General features: G+C 38.2%; 9 protein-coding genes. 2 read left to right on the top strand and 7 right to left on the bottom strand.

Annotation, left to right across the window (positions count from 1 at the left end):
- Nucleotides 1-7 precede the first annotated feature (7 nt).
- Entirely contained in the window at nucleotides 8-3,802 is a 3,795-nt protein-coding gene (locus APB85_RS05455) for a phosphodiester glycosidase family protein (protein WP_057480891.1), read from the top strand.
- Between the two features lie 57 nt (nucleotides 3,803-3,859).
- Here the strand turns inward: APB85_RS05455 and APB85_RS05450 are convergent, their stop codons facing one another.
- From APB85_RS05450 to APB85_RS05425, 6 genes are all read right to left on the bottom strand, one after another.
- On the bottom strand, nucleotides 3,860-5,086 hold the full coding sequence (locus APB85_RS05450) for a C40 family peptidase (protein WP_057480892.1): 1,227 nt from the start codon (nucleotides 5,084-5,086) through the stop codon (nucleotides 3,860-3,862).
- A gap of 111 nt (nucleotides 5,087-5,197) precedes the next feature.
- The gene (locus APB85_RS05445; RefSeq protein ID WP_057480893.1) at nucleotides 5,198-6,214 is read right to left on the bottom strand and encodes a dipeptide epimerase; all 1,017 of its coding nucleotides are present in this window, start codon (nucleotides 6,212-6,214) and stop codon (nucleotides 5,198-5,200) included.
- 12 nt (nucleotides 6,215-6,226) lie between these two features.
- Nucleotides 6,227-7,684, bottom strand: a complete 1,458-nt coding sequence (locus APB85_RS05440; protein WP_057480894.1) for a sodium:solute symporter — start codon at nucleotides 7,682-7,684, stop codon at nucleotides 6,227-6,229.
- 98 nt (nucleotides 7,685-7,782) lie between these two features.
- The gene (locus APB85_RS05435; RefSeq protein ID WP_057480895.1) at nucleotides 7,783-9,384 is read right to left on the bottom strand and encodes a glycoside hydrolase family 10 protein; all 1,602 of its coding nucleotides are present in this window, start codon (nucleotides 9,382-9,384) and stop codon (nucleotides 7,783-7,785) included.
- A 91-nt stretch (nucleotides 9,385-9,475) separates the two neighbouring features.
- Nucleotides 9,476-11,191, bottom strand: coding sequence for a RagB/SusD family nutrient uptake outer membrane protein (locus tag APB85_RS05430; protein ID WP_057480896.1), 1,716 nt, complete (start codon nucleotides 11,189-11,191; stop codon nucleotides 9,476-9,478).
- 20 nt (nucleotides 11,192-11,211) lie between these two features.
- On the bottom strand, nucleotides 11,212-14,442 hold the full coding sequence (locus APB85_RS05425) for a SusC/RagA family TonB-linked outer membrane protein (protein WP_057480897.1): 3,231 nt from the start codon (nucleotides 14,440-14,442) through the stop codon (nucleotides 11,212-11,214).
- Between the two features lie 269 nt (nucleotides 14,443-14,711).
- Here APB85_RS05425 and APB85_RS05420 point away from each other — a divergent pair, with 269 nt between their 5' ends.
- On the top strand, nucleotides 14,712-15,467 hold the full coding sequence (locus APB85_RS05420; protein ID WP_057480898.1) for a DeoR/GlpR family DNA-binding transcription regulator: 756 nt from the start codon (nucleotides 14,712-14,714) through the stop codon (nucleotides 15,465-15,467).
- A 77-nt stretch (nucleotides 15,468-15,544) separates the two neighbouring features.
- Here the strand turns inward: APB85_RS05420 and murQ are convergent, their stop codons facing one another.
- On the bottom strand, nucleotides 15,545-16,360 hold the full coding sequence (murQ, locus tag APB85_RS05415) for an N-acetylmuramic acid 6-phosphate etherase (RefSeq protein ID WP_057480899.1): 816 nt from the start codon (nucleotides 16,358-16,360) through the stop codon (nucleotides 15,545-15,547).
- Nucleotides 16,361-16,387: the final 27 nt, after the last annotated feature.

The raw sequence follows: 16,387 nt of genomic DNA, 5'->3' as shown, positions 1-16,387 counted from the left end.
TATTGTTATGAAAGCACCTAAATTAATCATTAGCATTTTAGGTCTTTTACTTTTCTTACCCCTGCAAGCCCAGGAAATAAACCTTAACTGGCAGCCAAGAAAAGATCTAAACATTAATCTACCGGCATCCATAAAGATTTATAACGCTTATGGAACTTTACCAGATAATAAGCCCGTAAGAGCAATGTATGCTCTCATAGACTTAAGTGACGAAAATCTAAAATTACGTTCTATTGGCAGTAATACCATTAGGGAAACTACTAAAGAAACTTATAACAGAGGAAATGGGATTTTGGCTATAAACGGCGGATATTTTGCTTCAAACTCTTCGGTAAGCGCTATTATCCAGGACGGAGAGGTTATTGCTCCGGGACCCAGCAATGAAATTTCCAGGGGTGCATTTGGAATGAAAAACGGAGTGCCGGAAATCGCCTGGGTGAATTCCAGGGAAAATGATATTCCAAAGAAATTGGCCTCACCAGATATTCATTCAGCTTCAGAAAATTGGGATGTAAACCAGGCAGTTGGTGGCGGACCGATTTTACTAAAAAACGGAAAAATAAATTTAACTGATAAAGAAGAAGGGTTTAAGGGAAGTCATTTAGCCCGCCATCCGCGAAGTGCTATTGGTTACAAAGACAAAAATACCCTAATTATGATGGTGGTAGATGGGCGGCAGGAAGCCAGTGCGGGAGTAAGTTTAGGCGAATTAGCACAATTAATGTTAGATGTTGGTGCTAAAAATGCAGTAAATCTAGATGGTGGCGGATCTTCGGCTATGGTTGCTGCCAACGAGGTGGTAAATATTCCTGCAGATATCACCGGCGGAAATCGGAATAGTTTAAGGAAGAATGCGGGAGCTTTAGTAATCGCTGAAACCCAGGTACCGCAACGTCCAAAACCAATCATCTTTGATACCGAAGACAGGAATTATTCTGAAACAGGAATTTGGAACAGCTCGAACCAGGTTAATTATTATGGCGAGAGCGCCTCCCGGGTAGCCACTTCAAACAAAATAAATAAGGCATTTTATACTTTTGAAGGTATTGAGCGAAATAATTACCAACTAGCCTCCTGGTTCACCGTAAACACTCAAAATAATTCTGAACGTGTAAATTACATTCTACATAGCGAAGGCAAAAGTGATACCCTTTTCATAAATCAAAAATCTCTCGATAATTTAGGAAAATGGAATGTATTGGGCAATTTTGAAATTGGCCCCAGAGATACCCTGGAGATTATTGGAGCTACTAAAGGAAAATTTATTGCAGATGCTATAAGATTAGTCGCTAAAAAAGGCTCTCCAGTACTACCCAAACGCGGAGATTTACGTATCGCTGTAATTTCAGACTTAAATTCTGGATTGGGTGCTGCTAATTACGAATGGCAGGTAGATAGCATAATAAATAGAATTCCGAAGATTTGGCAACCAGATTTAGTGATTTGTGGTGGCGATATGGTAGCAGGAATGGGAGTTTCTGAAACAGCCCAACTACAAAAAATGTGGAATGGCTTTAAAAAACATATTATAGAACCCCTTCATAAAGAAAAAATTCCCTTTGCTTTTACCCTGGGCAATCACGATGGCCCAAGAAGCTACCCCGTAGAACATAAATTTGCTAAAAACTTCTGGAAAGAAAATATTAACAAAACAGGCCTGCATTTTATAGACTATACTAATTTCCCGAACTACTATTCGTTTATAGCGAAAAATAACTTTTTTGTTTCCTGGGAGGCTTCTTCTTCCAAGATCACCGAAGAAAACCTGGAATGGCTGGAGAAACAATTTCAAACTCCAGAAGCTAAAAAAGCTACCCATAGATTTGTTATTGGCCATATGCCACTTTATAGCGTAGCCCAGGAGAGAGATTCAAAAGGTAATGTACTGGAAAATGCTAAAGAACTCCAGCATCTTCTTGAAAAATATAAGGTAAAGACCTATATAAGCGGGCACCAGCACGCCTATTACCCTGGGAAAAGGGGAAAACTGGAATTCCTAAATACGGGTGCTGCAGGTTCCGGACCTCGTTCGTGGTTAACACAAAGCCAAAAGCCTGTAAATACTATAACGATTATGGATATTTTTAATTCAAAAGATTCTATTGTTTATAGTACTTATGATATAAAGAAAGACAAAGCCGCAGAAATGAGTTTATTTGAAGAAAAGACTTTACCATCTGCAATGATAGGAGTAAACGGTTATATGTTGCGCAGGGATATCCCCGAAAGTCAAAAATTTAAAGCATTCCTTTCTTCCTTAAACACTAAAGAACAAGATATTGCCGGCATCGCCCAGGTTGAGGCTAAAATTGAAGAAGATAAGCTTAAACTTTCAGGAAGCTATTTCAATATAACTTCAAATTTTTCTGATAAAAACCCTATAGGTATCTATAAGGAAAGACATACCGAAGAAGGCGAATTGCTGAAAGAAGTGAAATTCAAAGCATCTTCGCCAGGAAGTGGTACCTTTTCTTCTCAACTAGAACTTACTAAAGAAATTAAGAGCTATCTTAATTTTGGTGGTATCTATATTCAAATAAATACCAAAAAAGGAAATTTAAGAGCTCAATTATTACCAACTCAAAATAAAGCACCAGAACCTGCTAAAATCACTTCTCATTACCCGAAGAACACTTATGCAGTACGCGATATTGAGGCACTCTACGAAATAAAATGGAGTCAGGCGATAGATAAAGACGGCGATTTTGTAAGTTATATCTATCAACTTTCACCTAAAAAGGATTTTTCAGAAATAATTCTTCAGAAAAAAACCGGTAGAGAAACAAGCTTAAAAATGACAGAAAAACAATGGTTTGATCTTCTTGGAAATTCTGAAATTGGTGAACCGAAAAGCTTTTACCATAGAATCCTGGCAACAGATGGCAGCAATTTTTCCTACGCTGCTCCAACCGCTTTAAATTTGATGAAAACAGATGAAGCCCTGGACGATCTTGCACAAGTTCCAGCTCCAAAATATACCTTTAAAGGAAAATTAGCTGCATCTGGTGCTGGCTATGGCGCCGAATGGGATAACGAAGGGAAATTATGGCTCGCCGATTATAATAATGGATTAATAATTAAAGATTCTAGCAATAAAGAAATAGATTTTTCGCCTCTAACTTCAGTAGAAATAAACGGCGAGGTCTATAATTTAAATCCTGTAAACGGCATTGGAGTAGATGTAGACGGAAATATTCTAGCGGGAATTAATCGCAGATTGATTAAAATTGATGCCCAAACCGGGAAAGGACTTGCTGTTTGGGAAGCACCTAAAGGCGCAAGAGCAATTACTGCACCGCGCGCAGCTAAAAACGGAGAAATATATGCGATGTCACTGTTTGGGGAAGACCCTAACTACGTATTAAAACAGCAGGGAGAAACTTTTAAACTGCTAAGAACTCTTAAGCTAAAAGATAGAAATCTAGCGCGAACTTTCGATATGACTCAGGATGGAAAAACACTTCTTTTCCCCGATCCTGGTAGCCCAAAGATCCAGATTTATAGCAGTGAAAATGGCAGAGATTATACCAGGCAAAAGGATATTACCAGCATTTCTGCCGGTTCTAGTGCGATACAAGTTATAGATAATGCCATTTATGCCGCTGTACGTTCCAGCGGAATTTCGCCTTCGAGTATTCATTACAGAAATGAAGAAAAACAGCAAATGTGGACTTTAGAAATACCTGAAGTTAATGGTGCCGAACCTCGTGGCATAGGAGTTTCAAAAAATGAGAATACTATAATTTTCTGCAGCTGGGATAAAGGTGGCGGTTATTACTTATTCGAAAAGCTTGAAGAATAGCACAAAAAAAGCTCCAGTTTTCCATAACTGGAGCTTTTCCATTATAAATCAAAAAATTTACATCTTTACTTCTTCAGTTTCTGAAGTAGTAAAAAGATCGGTGTTTTTTAGGTAAATTAAGCCTTTATCTTCTTTGTTTAAAATTCGCTTGGTTCGTAAGTAGCGATTGTAATTATATTCATCAAAATCTTCGGCTTCGGTATCAAAATTACTAATATGTACCTCGCCCATAGAATGAATAAACTTGTTATCACCAATCCACATTCCTACGTGAATTACGCGCTCTGAAGTAGAATCGGTTGCCGGTTTTCCGAAGAAAAGCAGGTCGCCTTTTTCAAGATTTTCAAAGTTCTTATCGGTATCAACCACATCCCCGGTATGAATTTGCTGGGAAGCATCCCGCGGAATTACCATTCCGTTTAAAAAGTAAACGGTTTTGGTGTAACCGCTGCAATCTACTCCTTTAGGAGAAGTACCACCCCATAAATAAGGTAATCCCATCAATCTATGCGCCGTGGCTACCAGGTCTTCTTTGTTTTGTTCCAGCGAAGAAACCCATTCTTTATATGGCTGCGTATAGGCTTTCTCTACAAAAGCTTTTTTACCATTTGGATATTCTACCTTATAAAAGTTATTTTCCTCGCTTAGAAGCTCTAAAATATTCCCCGCCACCAGATCTGAAACTGTCTGAGAATCTGAATTGGCTTCGGTATAAGAATTACCCGTTGGCTCGGTAAAAATTAATTTATCCTGAGATTTCCAGGCAGAAAATTCTTCTTCCGTCATATTTTCTATTCCACCGTAATCTACCCAGGCTAAATAACCCTCCGGCGTTTGAACATAATACCAACTTCCTTCTTTTTTATAAACTTTAAGCGGCATTCCCAGGGTTGCCTGAGTAACCAATTGCGCCGAATGTTTTGGCTCATCCCTTAAATTTGCCACTGAAATTTTTACGACACCACGAATTTTATCTTCCAAAGCTTCAGTATCTGGAAGTACCTGAATACTATCGGTAAACTTGATATTTTCTGATTTCAGCTTTTCTTTTAATGAATCTACGGCTTCAGGATCATTAGATTCTCCTTTAAGAATATAAGTTTCTCCGTTTTTTACAGCTGTAACTTCAAAAAGGGCTACCCGGCCATCTGGCGCGTAGGTTTTTTCTACTGCTGCTATTTGGGTTTGAAGCGGATTCTCCTCTTTTTTTTCTTCTTTCTCCTCGCAGGAGGCAAATAAGAAAAGCGTTAGTAAAAAGGTTAAATAAGGTTTTATTAAATTCATTATTCCAGTTTTAGTTTGTTGTTTTCGCCACAAATTCACGAATGATTTTTATTTTTTTAAAAGCTTAGATTCTGAAACGATCCCGAAACTTCGGGACAGAATGGCGTATTTCTATTTCTCATATAATTCAACCCCAGTGCCGTTTCTTTCTGGGAAATGTACTTTTTCGTCATAGACTTTTACACCATCAGCGATATCATTTTTAATTAAAAGTCCACCGTCCATATCTACATAATCCAGGAGCGGCAATAATTGTGCAATGGCTGAAATCCCCACAGTAGATTCGGTCATACAACCCACCATTACTTTTAGACCGAGAGATCTTCCTTTTAAAATCATTCGTTTCCCTGGGGTTAATCCTCCGCATTTTGTGAGTTTAATGTTTATTCCGTGGAAATAACCGGCACATTTTTCAACATCGCTTTCTTCAATACAACTTTCATCGGCAATAAGTGGCAAAACCGATTCTTTATAAAGTTTTTCCATTCCTTCCCAATCGTTGGCTTTTAAAGGCTGCTCTAAAAATTCAACATTTAATTCTTTTAGAGCTTTAGCATTCTCTATAGCCTGATCTACCGTCCAGGTGGCGTTGGCATCTACCCGAAATACAGAATTTGTATGTTTTCGCAGTTCACTAACAATAGCCACATCATCTTCGGTTCCGAGTTTGATTTTATAAAGCGGCCAGGGAAATTCTTTAATTTTCTGAACCATCTTTTCTACGGAATCTATCCCGATAGTATAATTGGTAAGCGGAATATTTTCTAAATCCAGCCCCCATAATTGATAAAGCGGTTGGCGATTTCTTTTTCCGTGGAGGTCATGCATGGCCATATCCAATGCACATAGCGCAAATGGATTTTCTTTTAAATGCGGATAAGTTAACTCCCATAGTTCCTCAGGTTCCAGGAGAATATTTTCAGCAATTAAGTCTTCAATATTAAGAATATCGGCCTGCATTTTTTCAATCGTAACTCCGTAATAAGAAGTTGCCGTAGCTTCTCCATAACCGGTAAATCCGCGGTCGCTTAAGGAAACGATTAAAGTTGGCTGAACATCCCGGGAACCGTGACTTATGGTAAAGGTGTTTTTTAATTCCAGGTTGTATGGATGAAATTTTAGTTCCATTTTCTTAAAAATTTAGTCAATAGAAACCTCATCGGTCTTAGGTCTATAAAGGGCGAAAAGGCCTAACATGGTTATTGCGGCATTAACCAACAAAATTTCGAAACCAAACTGATAACCGTTTAACCAGGCTTCAGAATTGAAATCTAAAATTACTGAAATTACCGGTGATAAAATACATACCACGGGTACCCATTTATCTCTAACCGGATTTTTACACAATAAACCATAAGCAAATAAGCCTAAAAGCGGGCCATAGGTAAATCCGGCTACTTTAAATACAGCGCTTACCACGCTGCTATCGTTTAGCGAATTAAAGACTATAATTACCAGAAACATTAAAATGGTAAAGCCAATATGAACCAATAACCTGGTCTTTTTTTGATTTTTTTCTTTTTTCTGAATATCTAAAATATCTACGCAAAAAGAAGTAGTGAGCGCAGTTAATGCTGAATCTGCACTGGAAAATGCGGCGGCGGTAATTCCTAATAAAAAAACAACACCGGCAAGAATTCCAAAGTGGTTTAATGCGAGCAATGGATAAAGATCGTCTGTTCTTTCAGGAATCGCAATTCCCTGGTCCATCGCATATTTGTAAAGTAAAACTCCCAAAGCTAAAAACAACACCGTTGAGAAGAAAAACACGATAGAAAACCAAAAAATATTCTTTTGTGCTTCACCTTTACTTTTACAAGTTAGATTTTTCTGCATTACGTTTTGGTCAAGCCCGTTCATGGCGATAGTAATAAAAATTCCCGCCAGAAAACTCTTGTAAAATGCATTATTAGAGCGCCAGTCCCAATCAAAAATTGTAGACTTTTCACTTTTACCAATTGTTGCAAAAACATCGGCCATACTAAGCTCCATATGATCTGTGATCATCCAAATACTTATTACTACCGCCAGTAGTAAAAAGCTTGTTTGCAGCGTATCTGTCCAAACAATGGTTTTAATTCCTCCGCGGAATGTATATAACCATATTAGAGCAATGGTGATCATTACCGTAACCCAAAACGGAATTCCAAAAGCATCAAAAAAGGCGATTTGCAAGACTAAAGCCGCTAAAAATAATCGAAAAGAAGCACCTACTGTTTGGGAAATAAGGAAAAAAGATGCGCCTGCATAATAAGAATTTTGCCCGAAGCGATCTTTTAAATACTCATAAATAGAAATTAATTTCAATTTATAGAACAACGGAATTAAAACAAGCGCAATTACCGCGTATCCCACCATATTCCCCATCACAAATTGCAAATAGGTCCAGTTGGAGTTACCAACTTCTCCGGGAACCGAAATAAATGTAACACCAGATAGGGTTGCGCCAACCATCCCATAAGCTACCAGAAACCAGGGCGATTGCCTGTTTGCGGTAAAAAAGGTATTGTTATCGGCTTGCTTGGAAGTAAAATGACTAATAGCCAGTAATAAAAGAAAATAACCGGCTATTACGCCAAAAACGAGAATAGGGCTCATATATAATTAATTTACTCGATAATCGAGATTTATTGTTCCGAGGCATGGCTCGAAATCTAAAATACTTTTCATTTTTTACATCGTGGGCTCGCCCCGAATTAATTTACTTTAATTTCTATAAATTCACTTTGATTACCGGTACGATCTACCGAAGTAATTCCAATTTTTTGAAGTTTAGTTTTCTTCTCTCCCACTTCTTTCTGTAAATCCTGACTTCTTTTTTCGGAATTTAAAATTTTATAATCCCAGTTTCCGGTTTCGTATTTAAAGTATAGCACCCACTTGTCAATATCTTCTTCATTTTCAACTCCCCAGGTAATTTCCATCTTATCAAGATTTTCATTTACCGTGACGTTTGGAATTTCTGGTGGGGTGTTATCTAACCAGGGACTTGGCGGAACCAGGGTTTTCTTTCTATAAGGCCCTTCTTTTAATGCTTTTGCAAGTTCTGGATTTTTTATAAGCGGTCCAATGCTCCAATGCACTGCTCCTTTACTCTGCGGAAGCATTCCTCGTGTAATCATAATTTGATTGATCACTTCGGTAATATGCATTTCGTCACCTTCCCCACCAACATTCATTCCCGGCCATAAATGGCGTTGTTTGGTGTTTTCACTTTGCCACCAGCCTAATAATTCCGGGAAACTCTGCCCTAACTGACTTATTTTCCAGTACAATTGCGGGGTGTAGTAGTCTATCCAACCTTCGTTAAGCCATAGTTTAGCATCGGCGTATAATTTATCATACTGGTCATAACCCTGAACAGATTCTGGATAACCCGGGCGCCAAATTCCAAAAGGACTTAAGCCGAATTTTACATGTGGCTTTTCTGCTTTAATTTCTTCATAGATTCTTTTGATAAAAACGTTTACGCTTTCCCTACGCCAATCGCCACGGGAAAGTTGTCCGCCGGCAGCCTGGTAGGCCTTCCAACTTAAATCGTCTGGAAAGTCTTTACCATTATTATAAGAATCGTAAGGATAAAAATAATCGTCAAAATGAATACCATCAACATCATAGCGTTTTACAATATCCATTACTACTGCCGAAGAACGATCTTGAGTTCCTTTTTGGGCAGGATCCATCCACCACATCCCATTTTCTAATTCTACCACCAGATCTGGATTAGTTTTGATAACCGATTTCTCGCTGATTTCTTTTCCTGTGGTATGATGAGCGCGATAAGGATTTAACCAAACATGCAATTCGAGTCCGCGCTGGTGAGCAGCATTTATCCAAAATTTAAGCGGATCGTAATAAGGATCGGGAGCTTTTCCCTGTTCTCCGGTAAGATAATAAGACCATGGCTCTATTTCACTATTGTAAAGAGCATCAGCCTGCGGACGTACCTGGAATACTACTGCATTAAAATTATGTTCTTCTAAAAAATCGAGCAATTCCAGTGCTTCTTGCTGCTGTGCTGAAGTTGAAAGACCGGGTTTACTGGGCCAGTTGATATTGGCAACTGTTGCAATCCAGGCCGCACGGAATTCTTCAATATTTTTTGGAGTATTTGGATCCCATACTACTTCTTCTTTTGGAGTTTTTTCAGGAACATCAATCTCTGTAGGGATTTCTTCAACTACTTCTTCAGGTTCTGGGGTAACCGGTGTTTCTGTTTTTTCCTGTACTTCCTGAGTAGTTTTACAGGAATAAAAAAACAAGAGTACAGCAAATAGGGAAAGAATTGTTTTTTTCATAGTTTGAAGATTTTAGGAGTAAATTAAAGAAAAGTCCTTCAGAAAAATTCTGAAGGACTTTTAGCTAACTCACCTGTAAATATAAATATAATTACCAACCTGGATTTTGTTCCAACTCTACTCCCTGATCTCTATACAATGTAATTTGATCTAAAGGAATGGGTTGAAGGTAAACTCTCGGATCATCAAAGGTTCTTAACGATTCTTCGGCAGATGCCGGAATTAAGTAACCTTCGTTTCCTCCACCGGTAACAGCAAGATTTTCCAAATTAGCATCTGGATAATTTGATTTATCTATCCATGCACCTCTGTTAATATCTGGATACTGAACCATATCTGTATACTCCAGTTTTTTCCAACGTTTTAAATCGTCTAATCTAAATCCTTCAAACATTAATTCAACTCTTCTCTCACGACGAATTTCCCATAGGATTGGGGCTACATCTGGATCTCTTTGAGGATCATCATAGGTTTGCCCGTTAACTGCAGGTTGGTCCCCAGAAACTTCCAGGTGCGGAAGGTTAATACCCGGCCTGTCTCTTAATACATTAATAGATTTATCAAGATCTTCCTGTGTAAAAGCGGGACCACCTACTGTAGATAATTCATAAGCCGCCTCTGCATAGTTAACCAAAATTTCGCCGTACCTAATTACCGGCGCATCTGTAGGGTTTAAGTTAGAATTTCCTCTTGGCTCATCGGCAATTTCTTCATTTAAAAATTTATGTGTAGCAATTCCTGTGGTTGAATAGTTAGGATCTACACCGTTAATTCTTAATTCATCTGAAACGAAAGTTTCATAGATTCTAGGATCGCGGTTGGCCATTAAATTCTCAATTCCTTTATCTCCCTGGTACAGGTCTGAAATTCCAATAGGCAGACCATCTTCAGCCAAATAAGACTCGATCCCGTCTTTAGACACCCCTGTTTGAGGTTCTTTATTGTTATAACTGTTAAGGGAGTGGGTAACCATTCCTTCTTCATACTCACGATACAGTAATACTTCAGGGTTTCCAGATAGGTCCAGGGAATTAAATACTTCTCTATAATTTGCTAATGAAAAATTACCTGATTCAATTACTTCCTGAGCCGCCCATTTTGCTGCCTCAAGGTATTCGGCTGCTTTCTCATTATTATTTTCGTGATATTTTTGCCAGGTACCTTCGTATAGGAAAACTCTAGACATAAAACCAAGAACTACGCTTCTATCTACTTCTAAGCCTTCGTTTTCAACATTGTCTCTAACATTTTCTGCCGCAAAGCGAAAATCTTCCAGAACACGATCCATTACAAAAGTTCTATCATCGCGCTTTTTATACAGCATTTCCTGATCATTTTCGGCAAGTTCCTGGTCGTAATAAGGAACGTCACCAAAAGCTTTTACCAAATCATGATATTCTAAAGCTCTAAAAAACCTTCCAATACCTGTCCAGTGGTTTATGGCTTCTTCTTCCATATCTACCCCCTGCACCCGGTCTATAAAGATATTTGCTTTACGCACCCAGGAAAAGCTCCATCCACCACCTGAAGTCGGAACCTGTAGCGTGAACCTAGGTGGGTTTGTAGGTGCAAAATCATCGTTTAAGCTTTGTCCAGAGAAATATTTCCCCCAGGTATACCCTGAGCCATATCCCGAAAAATATGCGGTGTAAAAACCGTAAGCAAAGGTTTTTACGTTTACTTCGCTAGACCAATACGTTTCATCTACCAGGACATCCTGTGGTGGAGTGTCCAGGAAATCTTTTTCACAACTTGCAACACCTAAGGCAAGAAAGAAAAGAATAAATATTTTGTTTGTTACTTTCATAATAACTAAGTTTTTTAAAATTATAGTGTTACCTGAACTCCTAGAGAAAATGATCTTCTAAATGGGTAAACACGTCCAAAGGTTGAGGTGTCATTTAGACCAGCTGAGGTATAGTCTACTTCAGGATCTACAGGAACCTGTGCACCTGTGAATTCGAAAAGGTTCTCACCACTGGCATAAATTCTAAACCTTTCTACCTGAAATTTTTCTGTTAGAGAAGTTGGAATAGTATATCCTAAGGTGATGTTCTTCATTCTCAAATAAGACATATCTAATAAATATTTTGACTGCGGTAAAAAGTTCATCGCATTATTAGATTGTTGCTGGTCGTTAGGTCTTGGATAATATGCATTTGGATTTTCTGGTGTCCAGTAGTCTAACTGGTGCTCATACCAGGCTTCTCCATAACGATACCCAGGAATAAATACCGGCCCGTTTGCCCAGAAATCACGTTTTCCAACACCCTGCATAAACATATTAAAATCAAAACCTTTCCAGTTTGCTCCTATTTGCAATCCATATTGATAACGAGGTGTGGAGTTACCAATTCTTTTCATATCTCCAGAATCACCTACTGTTCTAGATCCAAAATCTACAACACCATCACCATTTAAATCTTTGTATTTTATATCTCCGGGACCGTACTGGAACCAACCATTGGTTTCGAAGATTTCCTGAGAAGGAATGCCTTCTACTAAGTTACCGTCGGAATCAAAATCTGCTTCAGTAAAAAATCTATCTGTTTCATATCCCCAAATTTCTCCCAATTGTTTCCCTTCATAATAGGAATTTATTCCCTCGGTAGTATTTGCAAATTTCGTTACTCTCTCTTTAAAGTCACTTAAGTTACCTTTAGTATTTATGCTAAGTCCGTTATCAAAAGTATGGCTAAAATCAAGTTCAAGCTCCCAACCTTTGGTTTGAATCTCACCAAAATTTCTAATTGGAGCTGAAGTACCAAAAGAATTAGGCAAAGTTACCCCCGCACTATGCATATCGCTAATTGTTCTCTCGTACCAGCTAAAACTAGCTCCTAATTTATCCTTAAAGAAACGAGCATCGAAACCTAAATCTAAAGTAGTTACAGTTTCCCAGGTAAGATCTGCCGGTAAAGCACCAGGAGTTCCTGTAGTTAACTGGTTTTCGCCGTCTATTAACCATCCGGTATTGTAAGACGACATTGTTCTATAAATGTTTGAGATTAGCGCATTTTGATTTCCTACAGATCCATAAGAACCTCTTAACTTTAGGAAAGACAAAGTTGGTTTTACAGCATCCATAAAATCTTCTTTGGTAACTATCCAACCAGCCGACATAGATGGGAAAAATGCCCACTTCTCATCTGCTGAAAGTCTGGAAGAACCATCATATCTACCATTTACGTTAAGTAGATACTTTTCTTTATATGAATAGTTAATTCGAGCAAAAGCACCTAAAGTGGTCCAATTTTCTCTATCACCTCCAACGAACTGATCTCCTGTAGCCAGGTCTAACTCTCCCTGATCTGGATTTAATAAATCTCTTCTTTGAGAAGATTGTGCCCATAATTCAAACTCTTCGGCATCACCACCAACAGTAACTTCAAATTGATGATCATCAGCTATATTAAGATCGTAAGTAGCAAAAGCTTTTGCCGTGTTTCTTCTACTCCAGGAAGAATTGTAAACAACCCTGTCATACGCTGGACTGGTATATGGCTCGTAAACTAGATCTGGCCCGGTAGCCCAGAAATTGTAAGCCGAAACCGATCCACCAACCTGGTGTTCGTGTCTATCTACACCATCAAAAGTATAATCAAAATTAATATCTAGATTTTCAATAGGATTGATAGTGGTACCTAAATTAATTCTGGTTAGAGCCCTATCATTTTGGTTCATCTTTGCCTGTGCTACTTCGTTTACGTGACTTCTAAAAGGATTTCCTTCATAAGTTCCGTAAGGATAATATGCCGGCCATCTGGTGGTATAATACCAGGCATCATAGGTAGCAGATCCAAAAGCAAAAGGTTCTGTTGTTTTTGTATTGGTATATAATACTTTGGCTCTAACATCCATCCAGTCTGTAATAGAAGTATTAACACTTAAGTTAAGGTTATATCTTTCAAATTCATCTGGGTTTGCTTTATAAACTCCACCTTGTTCCAGGTAACCAAGACCAACATAGTAGTTGGTTTTTTCACTTCCTCCTGAAACAGAAAGATCGTGTTTTTGCTGTGGCGCCCATTCTTTAACGAACTTATCTTCGGGATTCCACGGACGATAGAAAAACAATCTTCCATCTCTTATTTCAAAATCACGGCCAAGAACCATTTCATCACTTAAATTCTGGTCTCCATATAGTTCTTCCCACTCTCGCATTCTTTCAATCGCGGTATCATCTAAATACATATTCACCAATCCAAATGCATCTAAAGAAGGAATTCTTCTTCTCACAGCCGCAAAAGCCATCTCGGCTCCATCTGCCGCAGGTGCCACTGTAGGAGTATTAGTTGGAGTAGACCATGAAATGTTATTCGAGTAGTTAACGGTTGGTGCCTGGCTTCGTCTACCATTTTTAGTAGTCACCAAAATCACACCCCAGGCAGCTCTGGCTCCATAAATAGAAGTAGATGCTGCATCTTTTAATACTGAAATATCTTCAATATCCTGTGGGTTTATAGATTGCAGGCTGGAAACCTCAACGTTGTCGACCAAAATTAAGGGTTGAGCACCGCCGCCTCCAGGGCTTAAAGTTCCTATATTACCACGCAGTCTTATAGTTGGGTCCTGACCAATCTGCCCGGTAGGAGTTGTAATCGTTATCCCGGGACTTGCACCTTGCAAACCACGTGCAACATCGGTAATTGGTCTTGAATCCAAAACTTCTGTATCTATCGTAGAGATTGAACTGGTTACATTACTCCGTTTTTGACTACCATACCCAACTACCACTACTTCGTCCAAACCTTCAGTATCGGTTTGCATAGTAATAGTGAAATTGTTTCGATTCCCAACAGTAATCTTCTGTTCCTGGAATCCTAAAGATGAAAAAACCAGCACTGTACTGTTTTCATCTGGAATACTTAGAGAAAATTCCCCATCAAAATTACTTACAGTTCCTTTGGATGTATTCTCTATAAATACGTTCACCCCTGGTAGTGGCATTCCATCCGTATCAAAGATTTCTCCCGAAACTTCTCTCTCCTGTGCCCACACCTGAATTGAAAATAGGCAGAGCAACACTAAAATAGACTTACGAAAACGTTTTCCCATAATAATACATTAACAATTGATTATGAAACAAACATATCATATAAATTAATTAATAGCAATAAAAAATTGCAATAATTTACCTTTTTTGCGGTTTTTTTGCGCTACTAACCTATTTTTTGCTATTTTTAATTGCATATATCGAATTTTAATAAAAAAACAGTAGCCTTACTTTAAAAATCACAATTCAAAAATTTTAACATATTAATTTGATTCGAGTTAATTTTGTTATATACTGTCTTTAACCCAAAAACCAGTTCCAAAAATTTAATATGAAAAAAACTGAGCGCCATCAAATTATTCTTGACGAAGTACATCTACATAACAGGGTGTTACTAAGTGACTTAACCCGAACTCTTAACGTATCTATGGATACTGTGCGAAGGGATCTCATGGAATTGGATAAATTAAAACGCCTTAAAAAAGTTCACGGGGGAGCGGTTTCAAATGGATTTAATATTCATTCCGATAATACCCGGGAGGTATATGAATATGAAAACAAATCTATTATTGCAAAAAAAGGAGTAGAACTTATAAACCATGGCGATGTGGTGCTAATTAGCGGAGGTTCTACTAATTTAGAGCTTGCAAAATTACTTCCCAGAAAAATGAATTTAACCTTCTTTACTCCCAGCCTCCCAATGGCTGTAGAATTGTTAAACAACGCTTCTAAACATGATGAGGTACATCTTATAGGGGGGAAATTATCAAGAGGATCGCAACTTGCCGCAGGTGGAAGCGCTATTAATCTTTTATCTGAAATCACGGCCGATATCTGCTTTTTAGGTACGGGCTATATGGATATTGCAAAAGGTGTTACTGAATTAGATTGGGAGGTTGCGCAAATGAAGAAAGCCATGGTTAAATCTTCCAAAAAATTGGTTTCACTTACCATTTCTAAAAAGCTCAACACCTATAATCGTTTTAAAGTTTGTGACACAATTGCTGTAGATACCCTTATTACGGAGTTAGAACCTAACTCACCGGAACTACAAAAATATAGAAGTATAGGCCTGGACTTATTATAGAATTATTTACAACAATTAATCACTAAAAATTAAGTAATGCTACTTTAGAAAGGTTACAAGCAATATTCGGCAGAATATTAACTTTCATATTTTGCCAGTACATTTCTTACACTTTTGTATGTTTCAAGCAATCGTGCGGCTTCAGCTTCATCTACATTTAGCTCTTCCATAATCATCCTGGTACCACGACCAACCAATTTTTTATTGGAAAGTTGCATATCTACCATTTTATTGCCTTTTACCCTGCCTAGTTTTATCATTACACTGGTTGAGATCATATTCAATACCAGCTTTTGCGCAGTACCTGCTTTCATTCGTGTACTCCCGGTTACAAATTCTGGGCCGGTAACTACTTCTATTGGGAACTCGCTTGCTGCGGCCAAAGGACTGCCTGAACTGCAGGTTACGCAACCGGTAACTATTCCTTTTGCTCTGGCATCTTTAATTCCGCCAATAACGTATGGAGTAGTCCCTGATGCAGCAATCCCTACTACCACGTCCTTTTCTGAAACTTGAAATTTTTGAAGATCTTTCCAGGCCTGGTTGGTGTCATCTTCGGCATTTTCAACTGCATTTCTTAACGCAATATCACCACCGGCAATTAAGCCTATAACTAATTCATCTGATACCCCAAAAGTAGGAGGACACTCAGAAGCATCTAAAACCCCCAGTCTTCCACTTGTTCCAGCTCCAATATAAAATAATCTCCCACCGGATTCCATTTTAGGTACTATGGCATCCACCAATTTTTCAATTGCTGGAAGTTCTTTTTCAACACTTTCTGGAACTGTTTTATCTTCTTTGTTTATATTGTGAAGTAGAGTTGAAGTACTCATTTTCTCTAAATCGTTATACTTGGAAGTTTTTTCGGTATCGGGATTATTATTCTCCATTTTTAGGTTTAATTATAATATACCTCG

It is taken from the genome of Salegentibacter mishustinae (genome assembly GCF_002900095.1).
Lineage (GTDB): Bacteria > Bacteroidota > Bacteroidia > Flavobacteriales > Flavobacteriaceae > Salegentibacter > Salegentibacter mishustinae.
The sequence above is the reverse complement of the archived record's forward strand: the minus strand, read 5'-3'. Positions and strand labels throughout refer to the sequence as shown.

Bases quoted from the DNA above. Each gene is read 5' to 3' on its own strand.
- APB85_RS05455 (WP_057480891.1), top strand. From the start codon at position 8: ATGAAAGCACCTAAATTAATCATTAGCATTTTAGGTCTTTTACTTTTC.
- APB85_RS05450 (WP_057480892.1), bottom strand. From the start codon at position 5,086: ATGAATTTAATAAAACCTTATTTAACCTTTTTACTAACGCTTTTCTTA.
- APB85_RS05445 (WP_057480893.1), bottom strand. From the start codon at position 6,214: ATGGAACTAAAATTTCATCCATACAACCTGGAATTAAAAAACACCTTT.
- APB85_RS05440 (WP_057480894.1), bottom strand. From the start codon at position 7,684: ATGAGCCCTATTCTCGTTTTTGGCGTAATAGCCGGTTATTTTCTTTTA.
- APB85_RS05435 (WP_057480895.1), bottom strand. From the start codon at position 9,384: ATGAAAAAAACAATTCTTTCCCTATTTGCTGTACTCTTGTTTTTTTAT.
- APB85_RS05430 (WP_057480896.1), bottom strand. From the start codon at position 11,191: ATGAAAGTAACAAACAAAATATTTATTCTTTTCTTTCTTGCCTTAGGT.
- APB85_RS05425 (WP_057480897.1), bottom strand. From the start codon at position 14,442: ATGGGAAAACGTTTTCGTAAGTCTATTTTAGTGTTGCTCTGCCTATTT.
- APB85_RS05420 (WP_057480898.1), top strand. From the start codon at position 14,712: ATGAAAAAAACTGAGCGCCATCAAATTATTCTTGACGAAGTACATCTA.
- murQ (WP_057480899.1), bottom strand. From the start codon at position 16,360: ATGGAGAATAATAATCCCGATACCGAAAAAACTTCCAAGTATAACGAT.